This is a genomic window from Sphingomonas folli, assembly GCF_019429525.1.
GTDB lineage: Bacteria > Pseudomonadota > Alphaproteobacteria > Sphingomonadales > Sphingomonadaceae > Sphingomonas > Sphingomonas folii.
Genome location: NZ_JAHXZL010000003.1, coordinates 25,889 through 51,151, shown reverse-complemented (window position 1 = coordinate 51,151; position 25,263 = coordinate 25,889). Strand labels below are relative to the sequence as shown.

30 protein-coding genes are annotated in these 25,263 nt (G+C 68.8%); 27 read left to right on the top strand and 3 right to left on the bottom strand.

Translation table 11 applies throughout. The features are described 5' to 3' along the window. Positions 1 to 16 precede the first annotated feature (16 nt). Positions 17 to 907, bottom strand: coding sequence for a prephenate dehydratase (locus KZ813_RS05240; protein WP_219753922.1), 891 nt, complete (start codon positions 905 to 907; stop codon positions 17 to 19). A 105-nt stretch (positions 908 to 1,012) separates the two neighbouring features. On the opposite strand from KZ813_RS05240, the gene KZ813_RS05235 reads away from it, so the two are divergent. Beyond that, a complete protein-coding gene (locus tag KZ813_RS05235) occupies positions 1,013 to 1,717 on the top strand; it encodes a c-type cytochrome (RefSeq protein WP_219753921.1) in 705 nt (234 codons plus the stop codon). 199 nt (positions 1,718 to 1,916) lie between these two features. Here KZ813_RS05235 and KZ813_RS05230 read toward each other — a convergent pair whose 3' ends face one another. Beyond that, positions 1,917 to 3,056 (bottom strand): Gfo/Idh/MocA family protein, encoded by a 1,140-nt coding sequence (locus tag KZ813_RS05230; RefSeq protein ID WP_219753920.1) that lies wholly within the window; start codon positions 3,054 to 3,056, stop codon positions 1,917 to 1,919. Positions 3,057 to 3,168: 112 nt separating this feature from the next. Here KZ813_RS05230 and KZ813_RS05225 point away from each other — a divergent pair, with 112 nt between their 5' ends. The 8 genes from KZ813_RS05225 to KZ813_RS05190 all read left to right on the top strand — a co-directional run bounded on the left by KZ813_RS05225 (position 3,169) and on the right by KZ813_RS05190 (position 11,144). Continuing rightward, positions 3,169 to 3,546 carry a c-type cytochrome gene (locus KZ813_RS05225; RefSeq protein ID WP_219753919.1) on the top strand — a complete coding sequence of 126 codons (378 nt, stop codon included), beginning with the start codon at positions 3,169 to 3,171 and terminating at the stop codon, positions 3,544 to 3,546. A 14-nt stretch (positions 3,547 to 3,560) separates the two neighbouring features. Then, entirely contained in the window at positions 3,561 to 4,601 is a 1,041-nt protein-coding gene (locus tag KZ813_RS05220; protein WP_219754241.1) for a sugar phosphate isomerase/epimerase family protein, read from the top strand. Positions 4,602 to 4,648: 47 nt separating this feature from the next. After that, positions 4,649 to 5,956 carry an MFS transporter gene (locus KZ813_RS05215; RefSeq protein ID WP_219753918.1) on the top strand — a complete coding sequence of 436 codons (1,308 nt, stop codon included), beginning with the start codon at positions 4,649 to 4,651 and terminating at the stop codon, positions 5,954 to 5,956. After that, a complete protein-coding gene (locus KZ813_RS05210) occupies positions 5,953 to 6,882 on the top strand; it encodes a hydroxypyruvate isomerase family protein (protein WP_219753917.1) in 930 nt (309 codons plus the stop codon). The genes KZ813_RS05215 and KZ813_RS05210 overlap by 4 nt, the downstream gene beginning before the upstream one ends. Before the next feature lie 55 nt (positions 6,883 to 6,937). Continuing rightward, entirely contained in the window at positions 6,938 to 7,507 is a 570-nt protein-coding gene (locus KZ813_RS05205) for a gluconate 2-dehydrogenase subunit 3 family protein (RefSeq protein ID WP_219753916.1), read from the top strand. Then, on the top strand, positions 7,504 to 8,343 hold the full coding sequence (locus KZ813_RS05200) for a sugar phosphate isomerase/epimerase family protein (protein WP_219753915.1): 840 nt from the start codon (positions 7,504 to 7,506) through the stop codon (positions 8,341 to 8,343). Before KZ813_RS05205 ends, KZ813_RS05200 begins: the two co-directional genes overlap by 4 nt. Before the next feature lie 24 nt (positions 8,344 to 8,367). Continuing rightward, positions 8,368 to 10,050: a GMC family oxidoreductase gene (locus KZ813_RS05195; RefSeq protein ID WP_219753914.1), complete on the top strand. Its 1,683-nt coding sequence runs from the start codon at positions 8,368 to 8,370 to the stop codon at positions 10,048 to 10,050. A 65-nt stretch (positions 10,051 to 10,115) separates the two neighbouring features. After that, entirely contained in the window at positions 10,116 to 11,144 is a 1,029-nt protein-coding gene (locus KZ813_RS05190) for a LacI family DNA-binding transcriptional regulator (protein WP_219753913.1), read from the top strand. A 116-nt stretch (positions 11,145 to 11,260) separates the two neighbouring features. Here the strand turns inward: KZ813_RS05190 and wrbA are convergent, their stop codons facing one another. Further along, the gene (wrbA, locus tag KZ813_RS05185; RefSeq protein WP_219753912.1) at positions 11,261 to 11,863 is read right to left on the bottom strand and encodes an NAD(P)H:quinone oxidoreductase; all 603 of its coding nucleotides are present in this window, start codon (positions 11,861 to 11,863) and stop codon (positions 11,261 to 11,263) included. Between the two features lie 136 nt (positions 11,864 to 11,999). Here wrbA and KZ813_RS05180 point away from each other — a divergent pair, with 136 nt between their 5' ends. From KZ813_RS05180 to rpsQ, 18 genes are all read left to right on the top strand, one after another. Beyond that, positions 12,000 to 12,887 (top strand): LysR family transcriptional regulator, encoded by an 888-nt coding sequence (locus tag KZ813_RS05180; RefSeq protein WP_219753911.1) that lies wholly within the window; start codon positions 12,000 to 12,002, stop codon positions 12,885 to 12,887. 78 nt (positions 12,888 to 12,965) lie between these two features. After that, the gene (locus tag KZ813_RS05175; protein WP_219753910.1) at positions 12,966 to 14,249 is read left to right on the top strand and encodes a Xaa-Pro dipeptidase; all 1,284 of its coding nucleotides are present in this window, start codon (positions 12,966 to 12,968) and stop codon (positions 14,247 to 14,249) included. 299 nt (positions 14,250 to 14,548) lie between these two features. After that, on the top strand, positions 14,549 to 14,920 hold the full coding sequence (gene rpsL, locus KZ813_RS05170; protein WP_029936467.1) for a 30S ribosomal protein S12: 372 nt from the start codon (positions 14,549 to 14,551) through the stop codon (positions 14,918 to 14,920). 92 nt (positions 14,921 to 15,012) lie between these two features. Then, positions 15,013 to 15,483 carry a 30S ribosomal protein S7 gene (rpsG, locus tag KZ813_RS05165; protein WP_219753909.1) on the top strand — a complete coding sequence of 157 codons (471 nt, stop codon included), beginning with the start codon at positions 15,013 to 15,015 and terminating at the stop codon, positions 15,481 to 15,483. Between the two features lie 30 nt (positions 15,484 to 15,513). After that, complete coding sequence (locus KZ813_RS05160) at positions 15,514 to 15,771, top strand: hypothetical protein (protein WP_219753908.1); 258 nt, start codon at positions 15,514 to 15,516, stop codon at positions 15,769 to 15,771. 45 nt (positions 15,772 to 15,816) lie between these two features. Beyond that, positions 15,817 to 17,910 carry an elongation factor G gene (gene fusA / locus KZ813_RS05155; protein WP_219753907.1) on the top strand — a complete coding sequence of 698 codons (2,094 nt, stop codon included), beginning with the start codon at positions 15,817 to 15,819 and terminating at the stop codon, positions 17,908 to 17,910. A 167-nt stretch (positions 17,911 to 18,077) separates the two neighbouring features. Then, positions 18,078 to 19,274, top strand: a complete 1,197-nt coding sequence (gene tuf / locus KZ813_RS05150) for an elongation factor Tu (RefSeq protein WP_219753906.1) — start codon at positions 18,078 to 18,080, stop codon at positions 19,272 to 19,274. Positions 19,275 to 19,536: 262 nt separating this feature from the next. Then, positions 19,537 to 19,845, top strand: coding sequence for a 30S ribosomal protein S10 (gene rpsJ / locus KZ813_RS05145; RefSeq protein ID WP_007406109.1), 309 nt, complete (start codon positions 19,537 to 19,539; stop codon positions 19,843 to 19,845). A 398-nt stretch (positions 19,846 to 20,243) separates the two neighbouring features. Beyond that, positions 20,244 to 20,996 carry a 50S ribosomal protein L3 gene (gene rplC, locus KZ813_RS05140; protein ID WP_219753905.1) on the top strand — a complete coding sequence of 251 codons (753 nt, stop codon included), beginning with the start codon at positions 20,244 to 20,246 and terminating at the stop codon, positions 20,994 to 20,996. Positions 20,997 to 20,998: 2 nt separating this feature from the next. Beyond that, positions 20,999 to 21,613 (top strand): 50S ribosomal protein L4, encoded by a 615-nt coding sequence (rplD, locus tag KZ813_RS05135; RefSeq protein WP_219753904.1) that lies wholly within the window; start codon positions 20,999 to 21,001, stop codon positions 21,611 to 21,613. Then, positions 21,606 to 21,920, top strand: coding sequence for a 50S ribosomal protein L23 (locus KZ813_RS05130; protein WP_219753903.1), 315 nt, complete (start codon positions 21,606 to 21,608; stop codon positions 21,918 to 21,920). Before rplD ends, KZ813_RS05130 begins: the two co-directional genes overlap by 8 nt. Before the next feature lies 1 nt (position 21,921). Beyond that, positions 21,922 to 22,755, top strand: coding sequence for a 50S ribosomal protein L2 (gene rplB, locus KZ813_RS05125; RefSeq protein ID WP_219753902.1), 834 nt, complete (start codon positions 21,922 to 21,924; stop codon positions 22,753 to 22,755). After that, positions 22,755 to 23,030, top strand: a complete 276-nt coding sequence (gene rpsS / locus KZ813_RS05120; protein ID WP_219753901.1) for a 30S ribosomal protein S19 — start codon at positions 22,755 to 22,757, stop codon at positions 23,028 to 23,030. Before rplB ends, rpsS begins: the two co-directional genes overlap by 1 nt. Beyond that, positions 23,030 to 23,407, top strand: coding sequence for a 50S ribosomal protein L22 (gene rplV / locus KZ813_RS05115; protein WP_219753900.1), 378 nt, complete (start codon positions 23,030 to 23,032; stop codon positions 23,405 to 23,407). Before rpsS ends, rplV begins: the two co-directional genes overlap by 1 nt. After that, on the top strand, positions 23,407 to 24,114 hold the full coding sequence (gene rpsC / locus KZ813_RS05110) for a 30S ribosomal protein S3 (RefSeq protein WP_183921113.1): 708 nt from the start codon (positions 23,407 to 23,409) through the stop codon (positions 24,112 to 24,114). The genes rplV and rpsC overlap by 1 nt, the downstream gene beginning before the upstream one ends. A gap of 11 nt (positions 24,115 to 24,125) precedes the next feature. Then, positions 24,126 to 24,560, top strand: coding sequence for a 50S ribosomal protein L16 (gene rplP, locus KZ813_RS05105; RefSeq protein ID WP_219753899.1), 435 nt, complete (start codon positions 24,126 to 24,128; stop codon positions 24,558 to 24,560). A 1-nt stretch (position 24,561) separates the two neighbouring features. Continuing rightward, complete coding sequence (gene rpmC / locus KZ813_RS05100; RefSeq protein ID WP_219753898.1) at positions 24,562 to 24,768, top strand: 50S ribosomal protein L29; 207 nt, start codon at positions 24,562 to 24,564, stop codon at positions 24,766 to 24,768. Between the two features lie 13 nt (positions 24,769 to 24,781). Next, the gene (gene rpsQ, locus KZ813_RS05095; protein ID WP_132909143.1) at positions 24,782 to 25,054 is read left to right on the top strand and encodes a 30S ribosomal protein S17; all 273 of its coding nucleotides are present in this window, start codon (positions 24,782 to 24,784) and stop codon (positions 25,052 to 25,054) included. Positions 25,055 to 25,263 lie beyond the last annotated feature (209 nt).

Genomic DNA, 25,263 nt, shown 5'->3' with positions numbered 1-25,263 from the left:
CGCGCAAGGGGCGGGATCAGCCGCGCTTTCGCGCTTGGCGATAGGAACCGAGAACGCGCAGATGCTTGGCATGGAAGCCCAGCTCCTCCATCGCGCGATCGAAGGCGGGATCGCCCGGACGACCCTCGACGTCGGCGTAGAACTCCGTCGCGGCGAAGCTGCCGCCGCGCTGGTAGCTCTCCAGCTTGGTCATGTTGACGCCGTTGGTCGCGAAGCCGCCCATCGCCTTGTACAGCGCGGCCGGCACGTTCTTCACCGCGAAGATGAAGGTCGTCATCCACGGGCCGTCGCCCTCGGGCGGCACACCCTCCCGCGCCAGCGTGACGAAGCGGGTCATATTATGGTCCGCGTCGGCGATGTCGGTGGCGAGCAGCTCCAGCCCGTAGATCGCCGCGGCGCCCGGCGGCGCCAGCGCGGCGACGCTCGGGTCGCGCAGCTCGGCCACCATCGCCGCGGCGCCGGCGGTGTCGGGATAGCTCACCGGGGCGATGCCGTGCGCCTTGAGCCAGTGGCGGCACTGGCCGAGCGCCTGCGGGTGGCTCATCGCGCTGGTCACCGCGTCGCGCGGGCCGAGGCCGATCAGCGCGTGGCGGATCGGCAGGAAATGCTCGCCGGTGATCACCAACCCGGACTCGGGCAGCAGGAAGTGGATGTCGGCGACGCGGCCGTGGAGCGAGTTCTCGATCGGGATCAGCGCGCGCGCGGCGCGGCCCTGCTTCACCGCGTCCAGCGCGTCGTCGAAGCTGAAACAGGGCAGCGGCAGCGCGTCCGGGAAGGCCGCCGCGACCGCGACGTGGCTGTTGGCACCCGGCGCGCCCTGGAAGGCGACGGCGTTCTCGGGCATGCGCGCGGCGGCCTCGCTGAGGCGCGCGACGATCGGTAAAGCGGGGGCGGCGTAGCTGTCCATCTCGACCCCGGCGCGTAGAAGAGCGCGGCGCGCCGCTCAAGCGCTTGCGGTGCGGTGGCGGCTTTTCTATGGATCGACCTAATCAGAGAGGGGCACACGGGCGACATGGACGATCGTAGCAACACGATTTTCGGCTGGGTCTTGGCGGGTGCCGGAGTCGCGCTGGGGCTGTCGATCGTCGGCAGCCAGGTCTTCCATGGCGAACGGCCGGAGAAGATGGGCTATGCCATCGAGGGCGTCGAGGAGGCCGGCGGCGGTGGCGCCGCCGCCGAGGTGCCGATCGCCGCGCTGCTCGGCAGCGCCGATCCGGCCAAGGGCGCCGAGGTCTTCAAGAAGTGCGCCGCCTGCCACACGATCAACCAGGGCGGCGCCAACGGCATCGGCCCGAACCTGTACGCCACGCTGGGCGAGGGCATCGCGCAGGGCAAGGCGGGCTTCGCCTTCTCGGACGCGCTCAAGTCGGTCGGCGGCACCTGGGACTTCGACAAGATGAACGCGTGGCTCACCAGCCCGCGCAAGTTCGCCAACGGCACCAAGATGACCTTCGCCGGCCTGGGCAACCCGCAGGATCGCGCCAACGTGATCGCCTATCTCAACCAGCAGGGCTCCAACCTGCCGCTGCCCGCGGCCCCGGCGGCGGGAGCGGCGCCGGCGGCGGGCGACCAGGCGGTCGCCAACGTCACCGAGAGCGCCAAGGGCGACACCGCCGATCTCTCGAACACCGGCACCCCGGCCTCGGGCGCCCCGTCGGTCGACCCGGCGGCGAGGGAGAACAAGGCGCTCGGCGCCGAGCCCCCCGCCAAGCAGTGAGCCGTAGGGCGACAGGTCGCCACCGTCGGCGACCATGTCGGGGGCGATCGTGCCCGACCCTTGTCGCCGTGGACGATCTGGCGCCTTGGACGATGATGCGGGCCGACTGACTGTGCTCCGGTGAACGCCGGAGACCAGGGCGACGAGGGCTAAGGTTCGCGGTCGTGGGCTCCCGCCTGCGCGGGAGCCCGATCTCAATTTAGCCCAGCACGCTCCACTTCACGTCCGACTGGGCGTTGGCGACGACCGCCTCGACGAAGGCCATGGTGCGCACGCCGTCGTCCACGCCCGGGTACCACATCGCCGGCGCCGCCTCGCGGATCGCGCCGGCGAAGCCGCGGTAGATGTTGGCGAAGGCCTCGATATAGCCCTCGGGATGCCCCGCCGGCGTGCGCGTCCGCGCCGCGGCGCCCTCGCTCAGCCCCGGGCCGCCGGTACGCAGTACCTCGACCGGCTTGTCGAGCCAGCGCAGCGTCATCGTGTTCGGCTCCATCTGCGCCCAGTCGAGCCCGCCGAGCTCGCCGTGGACGCGCAGCCGCAGCCCGTTCTCATCGCCCGCCGCGACCTGGCTCGCCCGGAGCACGCCGCGCGCGCCGCCGGCGAAGCGCAGCAGCACGCTGACGTCGTCGTCGAGCCGCCGGCCGGGCACGTGCGTGGTCAGCTCGGCGCAGAGCGACTCGACCTGGAGGCCGGACACATGCTCGGCGAGCTGGAAAGCGTGGGTGCCGATGTCGCCCAGGCAACCGCCGAGGCCGGCGCGCGCCGGGTCGGTGCGCCACTCGGCCTGCTTGTTGCCGTCACGGTCGATCGCGCGCGCCAGCCAGCCCTGCGAATATTCCACCTGCACCAGCCGGATCGCGCCGAAGTCACCGCGCTCGACGCGCGCGCGCGCCTCCTCGACCAGCGGGTAGCCGCTGTACGTGAAGGCGAGCGCATAGTGGCGTCCGCTGCGCGCCACCGCGGCGGCGATCGCCTCGGCCTCCTCCAGGTTGAGCGACATCGGCTTCTCGCAGATGACGTGGAAACCGGCGTCGAGCGCGGCGATCGACATCGGCGCGTGGAGATGGTTGGGGGTCACGATCGCGACCGCTTGCACCCGCTCGTCCTCGGGCAGCGCGCGCTCGGCGGCGAGCAGCTCCTCGAACGTGGCGTACACCCGTGCGGGATCGAGGCCGAGCGACTCGCCGCTGCGGGCGTTGCGCCCCGCGTCGCTGCTGAACGCACCGGCGACCAGTCGCCAGTCGCCGTCCACGCCCGCCGCCATGCGGTGGACCGCGCCGATGAAGGCTCCCTCGCCGCCGCCCAGCATCGCCAGTCGAAGTGCATGTCGTTGCGCCATCGTTCATCTCTCCCGTCGCAAGGTCCGCGGGTGACGCAGCGTCACCAAGCGGGTTGATCCCCGCTTGTTTAGCGCTAAACATGCGTCAAACAACCAATTGGAGAGAGTCGCGATGAAGCTGATCGCCGGACTAGCCGCTCTTCCGGTCGTCGCTGCCGCGGCGATCGTTCTTCTGCCGACCCCGCTGGCGGCGCAGGCCAGCACCCCGCCGGCCTTCGCCGCGTGCAAGGCCTGCCACACCGTCGAGAAGGGCGGCCCGAACCGCATCGGGCCGAACCTGTACGGCGTCGTCGGCCGCCCCGCCGGCACCGCGCCCGGCTTCAACTATTCGGCCGCGCTGAAGGCCTCGAAGCTGACCTGGGACGAGAAGTCGCTCAGCGAGTTCATCGCCGCGCCAAGCAAGAAGGTGCCGGGCACGCGCATGCCGATCGGCATGGCCGATCCCACCAAGCGCGCCGCCGTGATCGCCTATCTCAAGACGCTCAAGTGAGCGGTACGCCGGCGATGCGCGGCCCGGGGGTGTTCCTCGCCCAGTTCATGGGTGAGGCGCCCTTCGACACGCTCGACAGCGCCGCGCGCTGGATGGCCGACGCGGGCTACGCCGGCGTGCAGATCCCGACCTGGGACGCGCGCTGCATCGACCTGGAGCGCGCCGCGGAGAGCCAGACCTACGCCGACGAGCTGATCGGCCGCTGCCGCGAGGCGGGCGTCGAGATCACCGAGCTGTCGACCCACCTCCAGGGCCAGCTCGTCGCGGTACATCCTGCCTATGACGAACTGTTCGACGGCTTCGCCCCGCCGGAGCTGCGCGGCAAGCCCGCCGAGCGCCAGAAGTGGGCGGTCGAGCGCCTGCGGCTCGCCGCCAAGGCGAGCCGACGCCTCGGGCTGAGCGCGCACGCGACCTTCTCGGGCGCGTTCGTCTGGGGTTTCGTCTATCCCTGGCCGCAGCGCCCGGCCGGGCTGGTGGACGAGGCCTTCGCCGAGCTGGGCCGGCGCTGGACCCCGATCCTGGACGCGTTCGAGGAGGAGGGGATCGACCTCTGCTTCGAGCTTCATCCGGGCGAGGACCTGCACGACGGCGTCACCTTCGAGCGCTTTCTCGACCAGGTCGGCGGCCACCGGCGCGCCAACATCCTCTACGATCCCAGCCACATGGTGCTGCAGGCGATGGACTATCTCCAGTTCATCGACATCTATCACGAGCGTATCAGGATGTTCCACGTCAAGGACGCGGAGCTCAACCCCACCGGGCGCGCGGGCGTGTACGGCAGCTACTCGGACTGGGTCGACCGCCCCGGCCGCTTCCGCTCGCTGGGCGACGGCCAGGTCGACTTCGGCGGCATCTTTTCCAAGCTCACCCAGTATGATTATTCGGGCTGGGCGGTGCTGGAGTGGGAGTGCGCGCTCAAGCACCCGCAGGACGGTGCTCGCGAGGGTGCGCCCTTCATCGCGGCGCACATGATCCGCCGCCCGGAGCATGCCTTCGACGACTTCGCCGGCGGCAGTGACCCCAGCGCCAATCGTCGCCTGCTCGGCCTCGGCTGATCCCGGACCGCATACGATAACGAGATAGAGGAAAGGGAGAGGACGTAGTGGATCAGGCAGGAGTGAACCGCAGCCGATTATTCTGGCTCGGCGTGCTGGCACTGGCCACCGCCGCGATCAGCGCCTCGTTGCGCGCCGCGGTCGCGAGCAGCCTCAAGGCGGAGTGGATCGACCCGATCGCGCCCGTGCAGGCGGGTGAACTGATCGGCGCGGCGCTGGGTTCCGCCTTCCTCGGCTTCGCGATCACCGTGTTCATCGTGAGTGCCCTGCTCGACAAGATCGGTGCGAAGCGCGTGCTGATCGGCTGCGGGATCTGCTTCCTGCTCGGCACCGGGCTGATCGTCGGCGCGGGGCATCTCGCCACCGGCATGGCGGTCTACAACCTCGTCTGGTTCGGCATGCTGCTGAGCGGGATCGGCTGGGGCCTCGCCGAGGCCTCGATCAACCCGCTGACCGCGCGGCTCTACCCCGACGAGACCACCCACCGGCTCAACGTGCTCCACGCCTGGTATCCGGGCGGCCTGATCATCGGCGGCCTCGCCGGGGTGTTCCTGGCGAACGTGCTGCCGTGGCAGGTGATCATGGGCACGGTGCTCGTGCCCGCGGTCGGCGTGGTCGTGATCGCCGCGACCACCACCTTCCCGGCGCCGCCGGCCGAGGTCGAGGGCGCCGGCTTCGGCGAGATGATCGGCGAGGTGTTCCGCCGCCCCAGCTTCTTCGTGTGGTTCGGCGCGATGTTCCTCACCGCCTCGTCCGAGCTCGCGCCGGGCCAGTGGCTCGACGTGGCGCTGACCAACCGCGTCGGCATGCGCGGCATCCTGCTCCTGGTCTATGTCAGCGCGCTGATGTTCGTGTTCCGCCACTTCGCGGGCCGGCTGGCGAACCGCCTGTCCAATCCCGGTCTGCTGTGGATCTCGAGCCTGCTCGCCGGCATCGGGCTGTTCCTGCTGTCGCTGGCGCAGTCGCCGGTGGCGGCGATCCTCGCCTCGACCGTCTGGGGCCTGGGGGTGTGCGCGATGTGGCCGACGATGCTGGCCTCGGTCGCGGAGCGCTACCCGCGCGGCGGCGCCTGGGCGATCGGGCTGGTCGGCTCGGCCGGGGCGCTCGCCAGCTTCTTCGTGCTTCCGCTGCTGGGCGGCATGTTCGACGAGGCCAAGGTGGCGCTCGCCGGCGGGCCGGAGGCGTTCAAGCAGCTGACGGGTGAGGCGCTGCGCCAGGTCGAGGACGCGGCGGCGTCGCAGTCCTTCGCCAAGCTGGCGCTGTTCCCGGTGGTGCTGCTGTTCGTGTTCGGCGGCATCTGGCTGTCCGAGCGGCGCGCGCGCGGCGCCACGCTCGCGCGCGGCGACGCCGCGTGACGCCCACGCGCCGCTCGCTGATCGCCGCCGGGGCGGCGCTGCCGCTGGCGGCGTCCGCGGCGACGGCGCAGCGCGGGGCGGCGTCCAACGCGGCGCGCTTCTCGCTCGGCTTCGCGCCGCACGAGGGCAGCTTCAAGAGCCGCGGCGGGCTGCTCGAGCAGATCGCCTTCGCCGCCGACCAGGGCTTCCGCGCCTGGGAGGACAATGAGGCGAGGGCCCGCCCGGTCGCGCAGCAGGAGGCGATGGCCAAGGCGCTCCAGCAGCGCGGCATGACGATGGGCGTGTTCGTCGCGAGCATGCCGCGATGGTCGGAGTTCCGCCCGATCTTCGGCAGCGAGGACGGCGCCGAGCGCGAGGCCTTTCTCGCCGACGTGCGCGCCTCGATCGAGGTGGCCAAGCGCCTTGACACGCGGCGCGCGACCGTCGTCACCGGCTTCCTCGACCCGCGCGTGCCGGTGGAGATCCAGACCGCGCGCGTGATCGACCTGATGCGCCGCGCCGGTGACATCGTCGCGCCGCACGGGCTGGTGCTGGTGATGGAGCCGCTCAACACGCGGGTGAACCACCCGCACGTCTACATGCAGAGCTGGTCGGCCGGCTATGCCGTGGCGCGGGGCGTGAACAATCCGGCGATCAAGATCCTCGCGGACTGCTACCACGAGCAGATCCAGTCGGGGAACCTGATCAACTCGCTCGCCACCTGCTGGGACGAGATCGGCTATATTCAGTTCGGCGACAATCCCGGCCGCGACGAGCCGGGCACGGGCGAGATCAACTATGCCAACGTCGTCCGCTGGCTGCGCGACAAGCGCTACGCCGGCGTGATCGGCATGGAGCACGGCAATGCGCGCGAGGGGCGCGCGGGCGAGGAGCGGCTGATCGCCGCCTATCGCGCGATCGATCGGGTCGCAGGGGAGGAAGTATGACCAACAAGAGCAGCGGCGCCCGCGCGGGCACGCGGGACCTGAACGGAGAAACCAAGTGATCGACCGCAGAGACGCGCTCGCGGGCATCGTCGCGATGTTCGGCAGCCAACTCTTCGCCCCCATCGCGCGCGCCGCGGGCGCGGCCTCGCAGCAGGCGTTCGGGGTGATCAACACCGGCCCGCCGACGGTGCAGGTGTTCACGCCGGCGCAGAAGGCGGTGATGACCGCGCTGAGCGACCGCGTGATCCCCGCCACCGACACGCCCGGCGCGATCGCCGCGGAGGTGCCGCAATATATCGAGAAGCTGCTGGCCGACTGGTCCGAGCCGAGCGACCGCATGCCCATCATCGCCGGTCTGGACGCGATCGAGGCGCGCAGCCGCGCCGACTATAAGAAGGGCGCCGCCGCGGTCACTCCGGCGCAGCAGGACGCGCTGCTGACGCTGGCGATGAACGACACGATCCCGGGCGGCGCCGCCTTCTTCGAGCCGTTCCGCCAGATGGTGATCGTCGGTTACTACACGTCCGAGATCGGCATCACGCAGGAGCGCGAATATCTGCCGGTGCCGGGCCAATATGACGGCGCCTTCCTCTACTCCAAGGTCAACAAGGTGTATTCCTCATGATGACGGACCGTCGCACGTTCCTGGCCGGCAGCGCCGGTCTCGCCGCCCTTGGTGTCGCGGGCGCGCTGCCCGCGTCCGCCGCGCAGCTCGGCAAGGTGGGCATCCAGCTCTACACCGTCCGCGAGCTGTTCCAGAAGGACCCGGTCGCCACGCTCGGGCAGATCGCCAAGATCGGCTACCGCGAGGTCGAATATGGCGGCGGTGGCTATGACAGCATGGACCACGCCATGCTGCGCAAGACGATGGACCGGCTGGGGCTGACCTCGCCCTCGATCCACGTCGGCTACGACCTGCTGCTCAACAAGTTCGACGACAGCGTGAAGATGGCCAAGACGCTGGGCGCCGACACGATCGTGCTGCCGTACATGACCGACGAGCATCGCACCGCGGCGGCATGGGAGGCAGCGCTGCCGAACTTCAACAAGTTCGCGCGCGAGCTGGCGCGCAACGGGCTGGGCTTCGCCTATCACAACCACGACTTCGAGTTCACCACCAAGCCCGACGGGGTGAGCCTGTACGACCGCTTCATCAAGGGTACCGATCCCAGGCTGGTGAAGGTCGAGATCGACCTCTACTGGGCGATCCACGCGGGCCAGGACGCCGCCGCGCTGATCAAGCGCATGGCGGGGCGGATCTACGCCTATCACGTCAAGGACCAGCGCCCCGACGGCAAGATGACCTCGGTGGGGCTCGGCACGATCGACTTCGGCGCGCTGTTCAAGCTCAACGCGATGGCGGGCGTGAAGCACTTCTACGTCGAGAACGACGAGTCGCCGGCGCCGTACATCCCCGACATCACCACCAGCTTCCAGACGCTGCGCAAGCTGCGCTTCTGACGACACTCATCCCGGGAGGGGATCATGGCAGATACCAACAGATTCGACGCGATCGTCATCGGCTCGGGCGTCAGCGGCGGGTTCGCCGCCAAGGAGCTGACCGAGAAGGGCATGCGCGTCCTGATGCTCGACCGCGGCATCATGGTCGAGCACCAGACCGATTATACCTACGACGGCAAGCCCGCCTATGAGATCCCGGCGCGCGACATGATGCCGCCGGAGCTGGTGAAAAGCGACTATTTCATCACCACCCACGGCTATGTCTCGCCGAGCACGCAGAAATATTATAACAATGACCGGCTGAACCCGTACGCCTACGACGAGGGCAGCAAGTTCTACTGGATTCGCCCGGCCGCGGTCGGGGGCAAGTCGATCATCTGGGGGCGCTGGTGCTTCCGCTGGAGCCCGGCCGACTTCGAGGCGAACAAGAAGGAGAACGTCGGCGGCGACTGGCCGATCCGCTACGACGACGTGTCGCCGTGGTACGATTACGTCGAGAAGTATATCGGCGTGTCGGGCTCGCGCGAGAACCTGTCCTACCTGCCGGACAGCCAGTTCCAGCCGCCGATGCCGATGAACGTGGCGGAGAAGTGGTTCAAGCAGCGACTCGAGGGCGCGTTCCCGGGGCGCAAGCTGATCAACACGCGCCTGTCCAACATGACCGAGGACAAGCCCGACCAGAACCGCAGCAAGTGCCAGGTGCGCAACCAGTGCGGGCGCGGCTGCTCGTTCGGCGCCTATTTCTCGACCCAGGCGGTGACGCTGCCGGCGGCGCGCGCCACTGGCCGTTTCACGCTGCGCTCGGACGCGGTCGTCACCAACCTCGAATATGATCCGCAGCGCAAGCGCGTCACCGGCGTTCGCTTCGTCGACGCCAAGACCGGCCAGGCCGAGACGGTCAACGCCGACATCGTGTTCCTCTGCGCCTCGGCGATGGCCTCGACGCAGATCCTGATGAACTCGCGCGCACCGGGCAGCACCAAGAGCTACTTCGACAATAGCGGGACGCTCGGCCGCTACGTCATGGATCATATCTTCCGCGTCAACATCTCGGGCGAGATCCCGGGGATGCAGGAGTATATCGAGTTCGGCCGTCGCCCCGGCGGCGTCTACATCCCGCGCTTCCGCAACAACAACGGCGACGAGGGTCTCGGCTTCAAGCGCGGCTACGGCTACCAGGGCAGCGCGCGGCGCGATCCGGCCAAGCCGCAGGGCTTCGGCGCCGCGATGAAGCAGGGCATGCGCCAGTATGGCCCGTGGCAGTTCTCGATGGGCGCGTTCGGTGAGTGCCTGCCGTACGAGGACAACCACGTCTCGCTCCACGCCAGCAAGGTCGACCGCTTCGGCGTGCCGCTGATGCGCTTCGACGTGCGCTTCCGCGACAACGAGCTGAAGATGATGGCCGACGCGCGCGTGCAGGGCGAGGAGATGCTCAAGAAGGCGGGCCTCATGAACGTGCGCAGCAGCGAGGACGAGCACGTCCCCGGTGACGCGATCCACGAGATGGGCGGCGCGCGCATGGGTCGCGACCCGCGCGCCTCGGTGCTCAACGGCTTCAGCCAGGCGCACGACGCGCCCAACCTGTTCGTCACCGACGGTGCGCAGATGGCCTCGATCTCGTGCATCAACCCCTCGCTCACCTTCATGGCGCTGACCGCCCGCGCGGCGGATCATGCGGTGAACGCCAAGAAGGCGGGACAGATCTGACGGCGCGTGGCCCCGCGCGCCGCGGCTGAGCCGATGCGGCGCCCGCCCATGACCGGCCGTGCGCGATGAGCGAGCGGCGCGGCGAGCGCGGGGTCACGATGCGCGCGGTGGCGGCGCGCGCCGGCGTGTCACCGATGACGGTCTCCAACGTCATCAACGGTGCCGGCCGCGCGGCGCCGGCGACCGTCGCCGCGGTGCGCGCCGCGATCGACGAGCTCGGCTATGTCCCCAACGTCAGCGCGCGCCTGCTCGCGCGGGGTCGCGCCACGACGGTGGGACTGATCTACAGCGGCGCGCGCACGCCTTTCCTGGACGCGATCCTGACCGGGTCGCTGCGCGCCACCAACGCGCACGGCTTGCAGCTGCTGCTGCGCGAGGAACAGCGGCTGACCCATGAGGCGGCGGAGGCGGCGGCGCGCGCGCTGGTGCGCGGCGGGGCGGACGCGCTGCTGCTGATCCCGCCCTTCGCCGAGCTGCTGAGCGAGGCGGGGGTGGTGCATGCGCTCGGCGTGCCCGCGGCGGCGATCGCGACCGGCGCGACGCTGCCCGGCACGGCGACGGTGCGGATCGACAATCGTGCGGCGATGCGCGCGCTGACCTGGCGGCTGATCGAGCGCGGTCATCGCCGCATCGGCTTCGTCTCCGGGCCGCCCAACCATTCCGACAGCGCGGACCGGGTCCACGGCTATCATGACGCGCTGACGGCGGCGGGGATCGCCGCGGACGCGCGGCTGCTGTTCGAGGGACGGTTCGACCATGAGTCGGGCATCGCCGCGGGCTCGGCGCTGCTCGCGCCGGCGAACCGGCCGAGCGCGGTCATGTGCAGCAACGACGACATGGCCGCGGGCGTGATCGGCGAGGCGCATCGCCGTGGGCTGCGGCTGCCCCGCGACCTCGCGGTCACCGGCTTCGACGACACGACGATGGCGTCGCTGATCTCGCCCGCGCTGACGACGGTGCGCCAACCGATCCAGCAGATGGCCTATCGCGCGGCCGAGATGCTGATCCGCGCCGGCCGCCGTGACGGGCCCGCCACCGCCGAGGACGAGCTGGTCGACTATGAGCTGATCGAGCGCGAGTCGACGGCGGGTTGACGTGAGGCGTCAAGCACGCCCCGGGAGGGATCACCCTCGCCCTTCCGCGGCTTCGCCGCTCCATCGCCGAAGGCGCTGGTAAGGGTGAGGGCGAACATAGTCGTCGAAGAGAGCTTTCAGCCCTTCAGCTTGGCCGCGGTCTCGGCGATGCGCTTGCCCTGGTAGCGTGCCCCATCGAGGTCGACCTGGCTGGGCTGGCGGCTGCCGTCACCGTCGGCCAGCGTCGAGGCGCCGTAGGGCGTGCCGCCGTGCACTTCCTTGACGCCCATCTGGCCCTGGTAGCCATAGTCGAGCCCGACGATCGTCATGCCATGGTGGAGCAGGTTGGTGATGATCGAGAACAATGTCGTCTCCTGGCCGCCGTGCTGGCTCGCGGTGGAGGTGAAGGCGCCACCGACCTTGCCGACCAGCGCACCCTTCATCCACAGCCCGCCGGTGGTGTCCCAGAAGGCCGCCATCTGGCTCGGCATGCGACCGTAGCGGGTCGGTGCGCCGACGACGATCGCGTCATAGTCGGCGAGCGCGTCGGCGCCCTCGATCTCGGGGTGCGCGGTGTCGGTCTTGAAGCCGGCCGCGGCGACGATCTCGGCCGGGGCGGTCTCCGCGACGCGTCGGATGTCGACCTCGGCCCCGCCGGCGCGCGCGCCCTCTGCCACCGCCTCGGCCATCTTCTCGATATGGCCGTAGGACGAATAGTATAGGACAAGGACCTTGGTCATGTGAGTGGCTCCTGGTTCAGGCTAGGGGAGGGGACGCGCCGCCGACGCGCTCGGACGCGGTCAACCTAAGTAAGCGACCGCCCCGGTGGAACGCGCACGATTGAAACGGATCGTTTCGGCCTCTAGGCCGGAGAGGATGCGGCTCCCCGATCTCGAGGCATGGGCGATCTTCGCGGCGGTGGCCGAGCATCGCTCGTTCAGCGCGGCGGCGGACGCGATCGGGCTGAGCAAGGCGACGGTCTCCAAGGGGGTGTCGCGGCTGGAAGCGCAGCTGCAGCTGTCTCTGTTCCATCGCACGTCGCGCCGGCTCGCGCTGACCGAGGCGGGCCGGCCGCTCGCCGACCGTGCCGCGCGGATCGTGGCGGAGGCGCAGGCCGCCGAGGAGGCCGCGCGCGACGGCGCCTCGTCTCCCGCGGGGCGGGTGCGGCTCGCGGCGCCGATGAGCTTCGGCCTCAAGCACGTCGCGCCGCTCGTCGCCGACTTCCTGGCGGCGCATCCCGCGATCGAGATCGAGCTCCACCTCGCCGACTCGCGCGTCGACATCGTCGCGGAGGGGTTCGACGTCGCGCTGCGGATCGCCGACCTGCCGGACAGCTCGCTGCGCGCGCGACGGCTGTGCACGATCACCGCCCATCTCGTGGCCGCGCCCTCCTACCTGGCGGCGCACGGCACGCCGACCCACCCCTCGCAGCTCGCCGAGCACCGCCTGCTCGGCTATACCAACCTCACCGGTCCGTGGCGCTTCCGCGCGCGCGACGGTGGCGAGGTGTCGGTCAAGGCGCAGGGGCCGCTCGCCGCCAACAGCGGTGACGCGTTGGTGCCCGCGCTGGAGGCCGGTCTGGGGATCGCGCGGCTGCCGGGCTTCATCGTCGGCGCCGGGATCGCGGCGGGTCGCGTGGTCGAGATCATGCCGGACTGGGCGCCGGCGCCGATCGGGCTACATCTGCTCACCCCGCCGAGCGCGCTGCGTCCGGCGCGCGTCGAGGCGCTGATCGCTTTCCTGAGCGAGCGGCTGCGCGACTGAGCGCGGCGCTCCCGACTCGCGCCTCTTCCCTCCCCGCCGCAACTCGGCCATCGTGCCGGGAAACAAGGGGAAGTACCTATGAGACTGACCGCCCTGCCGCGCGCCGCCGCGGCGCTCGTCGCGCTCGCCTGCGCCGCGCCCGCCGCGGCCGAGAGCGTGGTCGTCACCGCCGCGCGGATGCTCGACGTCGACAAGGGCGCGATCGTGGCCGACCCGGTGATCGTCGTCACCGACGGGCGCATCGCCGCGGTCGCCGCTGGTGGGGCGAGCCGCCCCGCGATCCCCGCGGGCGCGCGCCGAGTCGACCTCGGCGACGTCACGCTCGTCCCCGGCCTGATCGACATGCACGTCCATCTCACCAGCCTGGCGGAGATCGCCGGCTATCAGACGCTGAAATACACCGACAGCTTCTGGGGGGCGGTGGGCGTCGCCAACGCCGCCAAGACGCTGCGCGCGGGCTTCACCACGGTGCGCAACGTCGGCGCCGCCGACTTCCAGGACATCGGGCTCAAGGAAGCGATCGATGGCGGCTGGGTGATCGGCCCGCGGATCGTGCCCGCGGGCTATGCCATCGGCGCGACCGGCGGGCATTGCGACGACAACGCGCTGCCGCCGTCGCTCGACAAGAAGCTGCCGTCGGTGATCAACTCGCCCGACGAGGCGCGCGCCAAGGTGCGCTGGCTGCACAAATACGGCGCCGAGGTGATCAAGATCTGCGCCACCGGCGGTGTCTTCTCGCTGGGCGACTCGGTCGGTGGGCAGCAGCTCAGCGAGGAGGAGATGCGCGCGATCGCCGACGAGGCGCACATGCTCCACCTGAAGGTGGCGGCGCACGCGCACGGCGACGAGGGGATCAAGGCCGCGATCCGCGCCGGCGTCGACACGATCGAGCATGTCAGCCTCGCCTCGGACGAGGCGATGAAGCTCGCGATCGAGCACAAGACCTGGTTCGACATGGATATCTACAACGACGATTATATCCTGGCGACGGGTACCAAGAACGGTACCGAGCAGGAGAGCCTCGACAAGGAGCGAGTGATCGGCCTCAAGCAGCGGCAGACCTTCCAGCGCGCCTTCCGCATGGGGGTGCCGATGACCTTCGGCACCGACGCCGGCGTCTACCCGCACGGTGACAATGCCAGGCAGTTCGCCAAGATGGTGCAATGGGGCATGACCCCGCTCGACGCGATCCGCGCCGCCACCACCAGCGCCGCGCGCGCGCTGGGCCGCGAGGGCGACGTGGGCGCGATCGCGGTGGGGCGCTACGGCGACATGGTCGCGGTGCGCGGCGACCCGCTGCGCGACGTCACCGTGCTCGAGCATCCGGTGGCGGTGGTGAAGGGCGGCGTCGAGGTGAAATGAGATCCTTCGCTCTCCCCGCGCCTTCGCCGCGCGAGGGGAGCGACGTGACGGCCATTACGCACCGGGCAACGGCGGCACGACCGCTCACGTGAGCGGGACGGCGGGCGATTGACCGGCGCACCGAGCGCGCGTATAGGCGCCTCCGTTCGGGTGGGAGGCGACTTCTGCCCGGCAGCTTGAACATTGCTGGATGCATCAAGGGCCTGAGGCCGCCGATATCGGCTGCCGCACGGTCCTTTTCGTATTCCAAGTCTTGTCAGGGCTCCAGCAAAGTAACCTCCAGATAAGGTGAAGGCTTCATGCCGACGATCAACCAGCTGGTCCGCAAGGGCCGCGAGCCGCAGAAGGCCAAGTCCAAGGTCCCTGCGATGGAGCAGAACCCGCAGAAGCGCGGCGTCTGCACCCGTGTCTACACCACGACCCCGAAGAAGCCGAACTCGGCGCTGCGCAAGGTGGCCAAGGTCCGCCTGACCAACCAGCGCGAGGTCATCAGCTACATCCCGGGCGAGGGCCACAATCTGCAGGAGCACTCGGTGGTGCTGATCCGCGGCGGCCGTGTGCGCGACCTCCCGGGCGTGCGTTATCACGTGCTGCGCGGCGTGCTCGACACACAGGGCGTCAAGGACCGTCGCCAGTCGCGCTCGAAGTACGGCGCCAAGCGGCCGAAGTGACCGGCGGGCGGCCAGGCCGCCCGGACGTCAGCTCGGCGCAGGCCGGAACCCGGAGCCGCACGCGGCTCGGTTGATCTAAGAAGGAAATTCACATGGCGCGTCGTCGTCGTCCCGAGAAGCGGGAAATCCTGCCTGATCCCGTGTACGGGGATGAGGTTCTCTCCAAGTTCATGAACTCCGTGATGTACGACGGTAAGAAGTCGGTCGCGGAGGGCATCGTCTATTCGGCGATGGAGACCGTCGAGACCCGCGCCAAGCGCGAGCCGATCGGCGTGTTCCATGACGCGCTGAACAACATCAAGCCGGGCATCGAGGTCCGCAGCCGCCGCGTCGGCGGCGCGACCTACCAGGTGCCGGTGGAGGTCCGTCCGGAGCGCGCCCAGGCGCTGGCGATCCGATGGCTGATCACCGCGGCGCGCGGCCGCAGCGAGAACACCATGTCGGCGCGCCTCTCGGGCGAGCTGCTCGACGCGGCGAACAACCGCGGCAACGCGGTGAAGAAGCGCGAGGACACGCACCGCATGGCGGAGGCGAACCGCGCCTTCTCGCATTATCGCTGGTAAGCGCTTATATAGGCGTTGAGGAGGCGGTGAATGGCGACGGTACCGGATACTTCGGACGACGACATTCGCCGCCTCAACCGCGACTCGGCGCGACTGGAAGCCGAGACGCGGAAGCTTATGGCTGAGGCTGCCAAGCTGACCGCGGAAGAGTATAAGCTTCTGGCGGAAAGTCTGAAGCTGGAGCGTGATCGGATGATCTCGCCGTGGTTGCTTCTCATCCAGGGTCTGGTGGCGGGCGGCGCGCTTGTGGGCGCCGGCGCTGCGCTGGCCAAACTCCTGACCGGCTGATCCAGCCGCCCGCCCGTATCACCCAAGTCCGAAGGACCACCTGTCATGGCCCGCAGCCATCCGCTCGAACTCTACCGCAACATCGGCATCATGGCGCATATCGACGCCGGCAAGACGACGACGACCGAGCGCATCCTCTATTACACCGGCAAGTCCTACAAGATCGGCGAGGTCCATGAGGGCACCGCGACGATGGACTGGATGGAGCAGGAGCAGGAGCGCGGGATCACGATCACGTCGGCCGCCACCACCTGCAAGTGGAAGGCGGAAGAGGGTAACGGCCCCGAGCATCTGATCAACATCATCGACACGCCGGGCCACGTCGACTTCACCATCGAGGTGGAGCGCTCGCTCCGCGTGCTCGACGGCGCGGTCGCCTGCTTCGACGGCGTCGCCGGCGTCGAGCCGCAGTCCGAGACGGTGTGGCGCCAGGCCGACAAGTACGGCGTGCCGCGCATGTGCTTCGTCAACAAGCTCGACCGTACCGGTGCCGACTTCTATTTCTGCGTCCAGTCGATCATCGATCGCCTCGGCGCGAAGCCGGCCGTCCTGTACCTGCCGATCGGTATCGAGGGCGGCTTCAAGGGCCTCGTCGACCTGGTTGAGAACCGCGCGATCATCTGGCTCGAGGAGTCGCTCGGCGCGAAGTTCGAGTATCAGCCGATCCCGGACGACATGGCCGAGAAGGCGGCGAAGTACCGTAGCGAGCTGATCGAGCTCGCGGTCGAGCAGGACGATGACGCCATGGAGGCGTATCTTGAGGGCAACGAGCCCGACGCCAAGACGCTGAAGGCGCTGCTCCGCAAGGGTACGCTGAGTATGGCGTTCGTGCCGGTGGTGTGCGGCTCGGCGTTCAAGAACAAGGGCGTCCAGCCGCTGCTCGACGCGGTGGTCGACTATCTGCCGAGCCCGCTCGACGTGCCCGCGATCAAGGGCGTCAAGCTCGACGGCGAGACGCCGGACGAGCGCCCCTCGTCGGACACCGCGCCCTTCTCGGCGCTGGCGTTCAAGATCATGAACGACCCGTTCGTCGGCTCGCTCACCTTCGCTCGGATCTACTCGGGTGTCCTCACCAAGGGCACCTACATGAACTCGGTGAAGGACAAGAAGGAGAAGATCGGCCGCATGCTCCTGATGCACGCGAACTCGCGTGAGGACATCGAGGAAGCGCGGGCGGGCGACATCGTCGCGCTGGCGGGTCTCAAGGAGACCACCACGGGCGACACGCTGTGCGATCCCGCCAACCCGATCATCCTGGAGCGCATGGAGTTCCCGGAGCCGGTCATCGAGCTGTCGGTGGAGCCGAAGACCAAGGCCGACCAGGAGAAGATGGGCGTCGCGCTCAACCGCCTGGCCGCCGAGGATCCCTCGTTCCGCGTCTCGACCGACCACGAGTCGGGCCAGACCATCATCAAGGGGATGGGCGAGCTCCACCTCGAGATCCTGGTCGACCGCATGAAGCGCGAGTTCAAGGTCGAGGCCAACGTCGGCGCGCCGCAGGTGGCCTATCGCGAGTATCTGAAGAAGCCGGTCGACGTCGACTATACCCACAAGAAGCAGTCGGGCGGCACCGGCCAGTTCGGGCGCGTGAAGGTGAAGCTGAACCCGGGCGAGCGCGGCGCGGGCATCATCTTCAAGGACGAGGTCAAGGGCGGTAACATTCCGAAGGAATATATCCCCGCGATCGAGAAGGGCTTCCGCGAGACCGCGGCGACCGGCTCGCTGGTCGGCTTCCCGATCATCGACTTCGAGATCACCTTGTACGACGGCGCGTACCACGACGTCGACTCGTCGGCGCTGGCGTTCGAGATCACCGCGCGCGGCGCGATGCGCGAGGCGGCCCAGAAGTCGGGCATCACGCTGCTCGAGCCGGTCATGAAGGTCGAGGTCGTCACCCCAGAGGATTATCTGGGCGACGTGATCGGCGACATGAACTCGCGCCGCGGCCAGATCCAGGGCACCGACACGCGCGGCAACGCGCAGGCGGTGACCGCGATGGTGCCGCTGGCGAACATGTTCGGCTACGTGAACTCGCTGCGCTCCTTCACCCAGGGGCGTGCGAGCTACTCGATGCAGTTCTCGCACTATGACGAGGTGCCGCAGAACGTCGCCGACGAGGTCAAGGCGAAGCTGGCCTGAGGCGCGCGGGGCGAGGGTGACCTCGCCCCGGCACGCCGCGAACCGGAACGCCGCCCCGGTCCCTCAAGGGGCTAGGGATTTGCGCAACGCGAATTGAGCCGCTATGGGGCCGCCTTCACGGCGAGTCCTGAGTGCGGCTCCAGTGGAAATCAGAAGGTAGGGAAACAATGGCTAAGGCTAAGTTTGAGCGGAACAAGCCGCACCTGAACATCGGCACCATCGGTCACGTCGACCATGGCAAGACCTCGCTGACCGCCGCCATCACGAAGGTGCTGGCGGAGAACGTCGCGGGCAACGCGGCGGTGGACTTCGCCAACATCGACAAGGCGCCGGAAGAGCGCGAGCGCGGCATCACCATCTCGACCGCGCACGTCGAGTATGAGACCGCCAACCGCCACTACGCGCACGTCGACTGCCCGGGGCACGCCGACTACGTCAAGAACATGATCACCGGTGCCGCCCAGATGGACGGCGCGATCCTGGTCGTGTCGGCGACCGACGGCCCGATGCCGCAGACCCGCGAGCACATCCTCCTCGCGCGCCAGGTCGGCGTGCCCGCGATGGTCGTGTTCATGAACAAGGTCGACCTGGTCGACGACGAGGAGATCCTCGAGCTGGTCGAGCTGGAAGTCCGCGAGCTGCTCAGCTCGTACGAGTTCCCGGGAGACGACATTCCGATCATCAAGGGCTCGGCCACCTGCGCGCTGTCGGGCTCGGACCAGAAGCTCGGGCCGGACGCGGTCATGGAGCTGATGAAGGCGGTCGACGAGTATATCCCGCAGCCGGAGCGTCCGCTCGACAAGCCGTTCATGATGCCGATCGAGGACGTGTTCTCGATCTCGGGCCGCGGCACGGTCGTGACCGGTCGCGTCGAGACCGGAATCGTCAAGGTCGGTGAGGAAGTCGAGATCGTCGGGATCCACCCGACCGTCCGCAAGACCACCGTCACCGGCGTCGAGATGTTCCGCAAGCTGCTCGACCAGGGCCAGGCCGGCGACAACGTCGGCGCGCTGATCCGCGGCGTCGCCCGCGACGAGGTCGAGCGCGGCCAGGTGCTCTGCAAGCCGGGCTCGATCAAGCCGCACACCGACTTCCAGTCGGAGGTGTACGTGCTGTCGAAGGACGAGGGTGGCCGTCACACGCCGTTCTTCGCCAACTACCGCCCGCAGTTCTACTTCCGCACCACGGACGTGACCGGCACCGTCGAGCTGCCCGAGGGCACCGAGATGGTCATGCCGGGCGACAACGTCGCGCTCGGCATCAAGCTGATCGCGCCGATCGCGATGGACGTCGGCCAGCGCTTCACCATCCGCGAGGGTGGCCGCACCGTGGGTGCGGGCGTGGTGAGCGCCATCTCGAAGTAAGCCGTACCGGGCCGGTCCGCCGGCCCGACACGAAGGTTCCGCCCGATGCGCCGAAAGGTGCGTCGGGCGGTTGCCTTTTAATGGGAGCGCGGTTATGGCCGCGCCTTCGCTTTGGGTTCGAGAACAGCAAGAGGTGCTCTCGTCCCGTCGGCCCGGTCTCGGCCGGGGTCTTGTGGCAGCGTGACGCTAGCGTAGCAGGGCTTCGGTCTCGGCCGGAGTGACGGGGGAGGAAGTGCCCCGCTCTTTCGCATTGGTAGGGATCATGGACAGCAACATCCGCATTCGCCTCAAGGCGTTCGATCATCGCGTGCTCGATCAGGCGACCGGCGACATCGCCGACACCGCGCGCCGCACCGGCGCGCTCATCCGTGGCCCCATCCCGCTGCCGACGCGCATCGAGAAGTTCACGGTCAACCGCGGGCCGCACATCGACAAGAAGTCGCGCGAGCAGTTCGAGGTCCGCACCTACAAGCGCATGCTCGACATCGTTCAGCCGACCCCGCAGACGGTGGACGCGCTGATGAAGCTCGACCTCGCCGCCGGTGTCGACGTCGAGATCAAGCTGGCCTGACGTCAGGCCGGCGCGCCTTTGGCCCCGGCGAAGGTCGGGGCCCCTGTTGACGGCGTCAACAGCTTGGCGTAAGCGCGCCTCTTCTCGCGGGAGGTGAGTCATCCCTCCCGCGTCATCCCGATCTCGGTCGGGGTCTTGAAGGGGAGGGTGGCGCGTTCGCGACCATCCCTCACCAGGAGGTGCCGGCAGCCGCCGGCATGACGACAGGACAGAGATACCGCCGGCCGCTCTCGGGTGGCCGGGTCAGCGTCTCCCGTCTGCTTCCCCTCGGGGAGGCGCCAGCCCGGGACGGGGGCACGCTTCGCACATTCCGGGCTGACCGATCCGCGCCGCCAGGCACGGGTCACAAGCACTGTGGGGATGGGCCTCGCGGTGCCTCTGTCAAGGAGCAACGGATCATGCGTACTGGCGTGATCGCGAAGAAAATGGGGATGACCCGCCTGTTCCAGGACGACGGCCGCCACGTGCCGGTCACCGTCCTGCAGATCGAGGCGCTTCAGGTCGTCGCCCGTCGCGAGAAGGACCGTGACGGCTACACCGCCGTCCAGCTCGGCGCAGGTGTCGCCAAGAGCAAGAACGTCGCCAAGCCGCAGCGCGGCCATTTCGGCAAGGCCGAGGTGGAGCCCAAGGCGGTGGTGCACGAGTTTCGCGTGACCGAGGACAATCTCCTCGACGTCGGCGCCGAGCTCGCCGCGGACCATTATGTCGCCGGCCAGCTGGTCGACATCCAGGGCCGCACCCAGGGCAAGGGTTTCGCCGGCGCGATGAAGCGCTGGAACTTCGGCGGTCTGCGCGCGACCCACGGCGTGTCGGTGTCGCACCGCTCGCACGGTTCGACCGGTAACCGCCAGGATCCCGGCCGCGTCTTCAAGAACAAGAAGATGGCGGGCCACATGGGTGACAAGAACCGCACCCAGCAGAACCTCGAGATCGTCGGCACCGACGTCGAGCGCGGCCTGATCTTCGTGAAGGGCTCGGTGCCCGGCTCGAAGGGCGGCTGGCTGTTCGTCAAGGACGCGGTCAAGCAGGATCGCCACGAGAGCGCGCCGTACCCGGCGTCGATCAAGTCGGCGGCCAACAACAACAGCGCGGCGAACACGCCGGCCGACACGTCGGCCGATGCCCCCGCGACCGACGGCCAGGAGGGCTGAACGTGAAGGTCAAGGTTTCCTCCTTCGCCGGCACCGACGCAGCGGACATCGAGCTCAACGACGAGGTCTTCGGCCTCGATCCGCGTGCCGACATCCTGCACCGCGTCGTGACCTGGCAGCTCGAGAAGCGTCGCGCCACCGCGCGCGGCACGCGCGAGCGCGCCGACGTCGCCCGCTCGGGCAAGAAGCTCGGTCGCCAGAAGGGCGGCGGTGTCGCCCGTCACGGCGATCGCCGCGCCCCGGTGTTCATCGGCGGCGGTAAGGCGCACGGCGCCCGCGTCCGCGACTTCAACCCGGGGTTGAACAAGAAGGTTCGCGCGCTCGGTCTCAAGATGGCGCTCAGCAGCCATGCCAAGGCGGGCTCGCTGATCGTGCTCGACTCGTTCGAGGTGCAGAAGACGAAGGAGCTCAAGGGCCACTTCGCCACGCTCACCACGGGCAAGCGCACGCTGGTGATCGACGGCGAGGCGGGCGAGAGCTTCCGCGCCGGTCGCAACCTGCCGGGCGTGGACCTGCTCCCGGCGGTCGGCGCGAACGTCTACGACATCATCAAGGCAGACACGCTGGTGCTGACGCGCGCGGCGGTCGAGAAGCTGGAGGCGCGCTTCAATGGCTAAGCCGGCAGAGGCGATCGACAACCGTCACTATGACGTGATTGTCGCGCCGCACATCACCGAGAAGGCGACCCTGCTCTCCGAGCAGAACGCGGTGGTCTTCAAGGTCGCCACCAAGGCGACCAAGCCCCAGATCAAGGCGGCCGTGGAGGCGCTCTTCGGCGTCAGCGTCACGGGCGTGAACACGATCGTCCAGAAGGGCAAGACGAAGCGCTGGAAGGGTGCGCCCTACCGTCGCTCCGATGTCAAGAAGGCGATCGTGACGCTCCGCGAGGGCCAGTCGATCGACGTCACCGAGGGGGCCAAGTAAGATGGCACTCAAGCATTATAACCCGACGTCGCCGGCGCAGCGCGGCCTCGTCCTGGTCGACAAGTCGGCGCTGTACAAGGGCAAGCCCGTCAAGGCGCTGACCGAGGGCAAGCGCAAGACCGGCGGCCGCAACAACAAGGGCCATGTGACCTCGCGCGGTATCGCGGGCGGGCACAAGCAGCGCTACCGCTACGTCGACTTCAAGCGGCGCAAGTGGGACGTCGAGGGCATCGTCGAGCGGCTCGAGTATGACCCGAACCGCACCGCCTTCATCGCGCTGGTCAAGTACCCCGACGAGGAGCTGGCCTATATCATCGCGCCGCAGCGGCTCGCGCCGGGCGACAAGGTGATCGCGGGCAAGAAGACCGACGTGAAGCCGGGCAACGCCATGGAGCTGGGCCAGATCCCGGTCGGCACCATCGTCCACAACGTGGAGATGAAGCCGGGCAAGGGCGGCCAGATCGCGCGCTCGGCCGGCACCTACGTGCAGGTCGTCGGCCGCGACCGCGGCATGGTCATCGTCCGCCTCAACTCGGGTGAGCAGCGCTACATCCACGGCGAGTGCATGGCGACGATCGGTGCGGTGTCGAACCCCGACAACCAGAACCAGAACCTCGGCAAGGCTGGCCGCTCGCGCTGGATGGGCAAGCGCCCGCTGACGCGCGGCGTGGCCAAGAACCCGGTCGACCACCCGCACGGCGGTGGTGAGGGCCGGACCTCGGGCGGCCGTCACCCGGTCACCCCGTGGGGCAAGCCGACCAAGGGTGCGCGCACCCGCCACAACAAGTCTACGGACAAGATGATCATCCGTAGCCGCCACGCGAGGAAGAAGTAATGGCTCGCTCTGTCTGGAAGGGCCCGTTCGTCGAACTGAGCCTGCTCAAGAAGGCCGAGACCGCGCAGGATGCCGGTGGGCGCGCGCCGATCAAGACCTGGTCGCGCCGCTCCACCATCCTGCCGCAGTTCGTCGGTCTGACGTTCTCGGTCTACAACGGCCGCAAGTTCGTGCCCGTCTCGGTCAACGAGGACATGGTCGGCATGAAGCTCGGCGAGTTCGCGCCGACCCGGTTCTTCCCGGGTCACGCGGCTGACAAGAAGGGCAAGCGCTGATGAGCAAGCCTGCATCCCCCCGCAAGGTCGGCGAGAAGGAAGCCCTCTCGGTCGGCACGCAGATCCGCGGCTCGGCGCAGAAGCTGGGACTGGTCGCGGCGCTGATCCGCGGTCGCTCGGCGGCCGACGCGATGAACATCCTCGCCTTCTCCAAGAAGTCGATGGCGATCGACGCGCGCAAGGTGCTGGCCTCGGCCATCGCCAACGCCGAGAACAACCACAACCTCGACGTCGACGCGCTCGTCGTCGCCGAGGCGTCCGTCGGCAAGTCGATCACCATGAAGCGGTTCGCCACGCGCGGCCGCGGCAAGTCCACCCGCATCCTCAAGCCGTTCTCGCGGCTGCGGATCGTCGTGCGCGAGCAGGAAGAAGCCTAATGGGTCACAAGAGCAATCCCATCGGTCTGCGCCTGCAGATCAACCGCACCTGGGACAGCCGCTGGTACGCCGAGGGCGACGATTACCGTCGCCTGCTGCTGGAGGATCTGAAGATCCGCCAGTACATCATCAAGACGCTGCCGCAGGCCGCGATCTCGAAGGTGGTGATCGACCGTCCGGCCAAGCTGTGCCGCATCTCCGTCTTCGCCGCGCGCCCGGGCGTGATCATCGGCAAGAAGGGCTCGGACATCGAGAAGCTGCGCAAGACGCTCGGCGCGATGACCAGCTCGGACGTGTCGCTGAACATCGTCGAGATCCGTAAGCCCGAGGTCGACGCCAAGCTCGTCGCGCAGGGCATCGCGGACCAGCTCGAGCGTCGTATCGCCTTCCGCCGCGCGATGAAGCGCGCGGTGCAGTCGGCGATGCGCCTCGGCGCGGACGGCATCAAGGTCTATTGCGGCGGCCGTCTCGGCGGCGCCGAGATCGCGCGCTCGGAGAGCTATCGCGAGGGCCGGGTGCCGCTGCACACGCTGCGCGCCAACATCGACTATGCCGAGGCCGAGGCGCACACCGCCTATGGCGTCTGCGGCGTCAAGGTGTGGGTGTTCAAGGGCGAGATCCTCGGTCACGACCCGATGGCGACCGATCGTCTCATGATGGAGGCCCAGACCTCCGGCGTGCGCCCCGCGCGCGATGACCGCCGCTAAGGAATAAGGCAATGCTGCAACCGAAGCGCACCAAGTTCCGCAAGGCGTTCAAGGGCCGTATCCACGGCGACGCCAAGGGCGGTACCTCGCTGAACTTCGGCTCCTATGGCCTCAAGGCGATGGAGCCGGACCGTATCACCGCGCGTCAGATCGAGGCGGCCCGCCGCGCGATCACGCGCCACATCAAGCGCCAGGGGCGTCTCTGGATCCGCATCTTCCCGGATGTGCCGGTGTCGAGCAAGCCCGCCGAAGTCCGCATGGGCTCGGGCAAGGGTTCGCCCGAGTTCTGGGCCGCGCGGGTCAAGCCGGGCCGGATCCTGTTCGAGCTCGACGGCGTCGAGGGGCCGCTCGCCGCGGAGGCGTTCGAGCGCGCCGCGATGAAGCTGCCGATCAAGACCAAGGTCGTGGCGCGGCTCGGCGACACCTCGCACCTGGGAGGCGAGTAAGATGGCACATACCACTGACTTCACCGGCCAGAGCGACGACCAGCTCGCCGAGGCGCTGGGCAACCTGAAGCGCGAGCAGTTCAACCTGCGCTTCCAGGCGGCGACGAGCCAGCTCGAGAAGCCGAGCCGCGTGCGCGAGGTCCGCAAGGACATCGCCCGCATCAAGACCCTGCAGGCGCAGCGCACCGCTGCGGCTGCGGCCAAGTAAGAGGACGACGCACATGCCGAAGCGCGTGCTGACCGGAGTGATCGTCTCCGACAAGGGCGAGAAGACGGTGATCGTCAACGTGGAGCGCAAGGTGAAGCACCCGCTCTACGGCAAGATCATCCGTCGCTCGAAGAAGTACCACGCCCACGACGAGGCGAACGAGTATAAGCAGGGCGAGACCGTGCGCATCGAAGAGACCGCGCCGATCTCCAAGCTGAAGACCTGGAAGGTCGTTGACCGCGTGAACACGCATGTCGCGCCCGAGCGGGTCGACGTCGACGCGTAAGCGTCGGTGAGCGCGCCCGCCGGCGTTTCGGGAAGGGTCCGCGGCCTGGCCGCGGAGACCAGCCGAGCCCGGTGGGAAGACGCGGGGTCAGGGCACTTGCCTTTCGCCCGCGGAGCGGCTAACCGGCCGCTCCCCTCGGCCGGCGTACGCGCCCGCCGGGGGTCGTTTTTTTAGGCGGGGCTGGGTCGGTATCCACCCCAAGGCGAGAA

Excerpts from the sequence above, each read along its gene's own strand:
- fusA (WP_219753907.1), top strand. The coding sequence starts at position 15,817 with ATGGCCCGCAGCCATCCGCTCGAACTCTACCGCAACATCGGCATCATG.
- tuf (WP_219753906.1), top strand. The coding sequence starts at position 18,078 with ATGGCTAAGGCTAAGTTTGAGCGGAACAAGCCGCACCTGAACATCGGC.
- rplV (WP_219753900.1), top strand. The coding sequence starts at position 23,030 with ATGAGCAAGCCTGCATCCCCCCGCAAGGTCGGCGAGAAGGAAGCCCTC.
- rpsS (WP_219753901.1), top strand. The coding sequence starts at position 22,755 with ATGGCTCGCTCTGTCTGGAAGGGCCCGTTCGTCGAACTGAGCCTGCTC.
- rpsG (WP_219753909.1), top strand. The coding sequence starts at position 15,013 with ATGGCGCGTCGTCGTCGTCCCGAGAAGCGGGAAATCCTGCCTGATCCC.
- rplP (WP_219753899.1), top strand. The coding sequence starts at position 24,126 with ATGCTGCAACCGAAGCGCACCAAGTTCCGCAAGGCGTTCAAGGGCCGT.
- rplB (WP_219753902.1), top strand. The coding sequence starts at position 21,922 with ATGGCACTCAAGCATTATAACCCGACGTCGCCGGCGCAGCGCGGCCTC.
- KZ813_RS05225 (WP_219753919.1), top strand. The coding sequence starts at position 3,169 with ATGAAGCTGATCGCCGGACTAGCCGCTCTTCCGGTCGTCGCTGCCGCG.
- rpsQ (WP_132909143.1), top strand. The coding sequence starts at position 24,782 with ATGCCGAAGCGCGTGCTGACCGGAGTGATCGTCTCCGACAAGGGCGAG.
- KZ813_RS05130 (WP_219753903.1), top strand. The coding sequence starts at position 21,606 with ATGGCTAAGCCGGCAGAGGCGATCGACAACCGTCACTATGACGTGATT.
- rplC (WP_219753905.1), top strand. The coding sequence starts at position 20,244 with ATGCGTACTGGCGTGATCGCGAAGAAAATGGGGATGACCCGCCTGTTC.
- KZ813_RS05180 (WP_219753911.1), top strand. The coding sequence starts at position 12,000 with ATGCGGCTCCCCGATCTCGAGGCATGGGCGATCTTCGCGGCGGTGGCC.
- wrbA (WP_219753912.1), bottom strand. The coding sequence starts at position 11,863 with ATGACCAAGGTCCTTGTCCTATACTATTCGTCCTACGGCCATATCGAG.
- KZ813_RS05175 (WP_219753910.1), top strand. The coding sequence starts at position 12,966 with ATGAGACTGACCGCCCTGCCGCGCGCCGCCGCGGCGCTCGTCGCGCTC.
- KZ813_RS05200 (WP_219753915.1), top strand. The coding sequence starts at position 7,504 with ATGATGACGGACCGTCGCACGTTCCTGGCCGGCAGCGCCGGTCTCGCC.
- KZ813_RS05220 (WP_219754241.1), top strand. The coding sequence starts at position 3,561 with ATGCGCGGCCCGGGGGTGTTCCTCGCCCAGTTCATGGGTGAGGCGCCC.
- rpmC (WP_219753898.1), top strand. The coding sequence starts at position 24,562 with ATGGCACATACCACTGACTTCACCGGCCAGAGCGACGACCAGCTCGCC.
- KZ813_RS05240 (WP_219753922.1), bottom strand. The coding sequence starts at position 907 with ATGGACAGCTACGCCGCCCCCGCTTTACCGATCGTCGCGCGCCTCAGC.
- KZ813_RS05230 (WP_219753920.1), bottom strand. The coding sequence starts at position 3,056 with ATGGCGCAACGACATGCACTTCGACTGGCGATGCTGGGCGGCGGCGAG.
- rpsL (WP_029936467.1), top strand. The coding sequence starts at position 14,549 with ATGCCGACGATCAACCAGCTGGTCCGCAAGGGCCGCGAGCCGCAGAAG.
- KZ813_RS05195 (WP_219753914.1), top strand. The coding sequence starts at position 8,368 with ATGGCAGATACCAACAGATTCGACGCGATCGTCATCGGCTCGGGCGTC.
- KZ813_RS05235 (WP_219753921.1), top strand. The coding sequence starts at position 1,013 with ATGGACGATCGTAGCAACACGATTTTCGGCTGGGTCTTGGCGGGTGCC.
- KZ813_RS05160 (WP_219753908.1), top strand. The coding sequence starts at position 15,514 with ATGGCGACGGTACCGGATACTTCGGACGACGACATTCGCCGCCTCAAC.
- rpsJ (WP_007406109.1), top strand. The coding sequence starts at position 19,537 with ATGGACAGCAACATCCGCATTCGCCTCAAGGCGTTCGATCATCGCGTG.
- rpsC (WP_183921113.1), top strand. The coding sequence starts at position 23,407 with ATGGGTCACAAGAGCAATCCCATCGGTCTGCGCCTGCAGATCAACCGC.
- KZ813_RS05190 (WP_219753913.1), top strand. The coding sequence starts at position 10,116 with ATGAGCGAGCGGCGCGGCGAGCGCGGGGTCACGATGCGCGCGGTGGCG.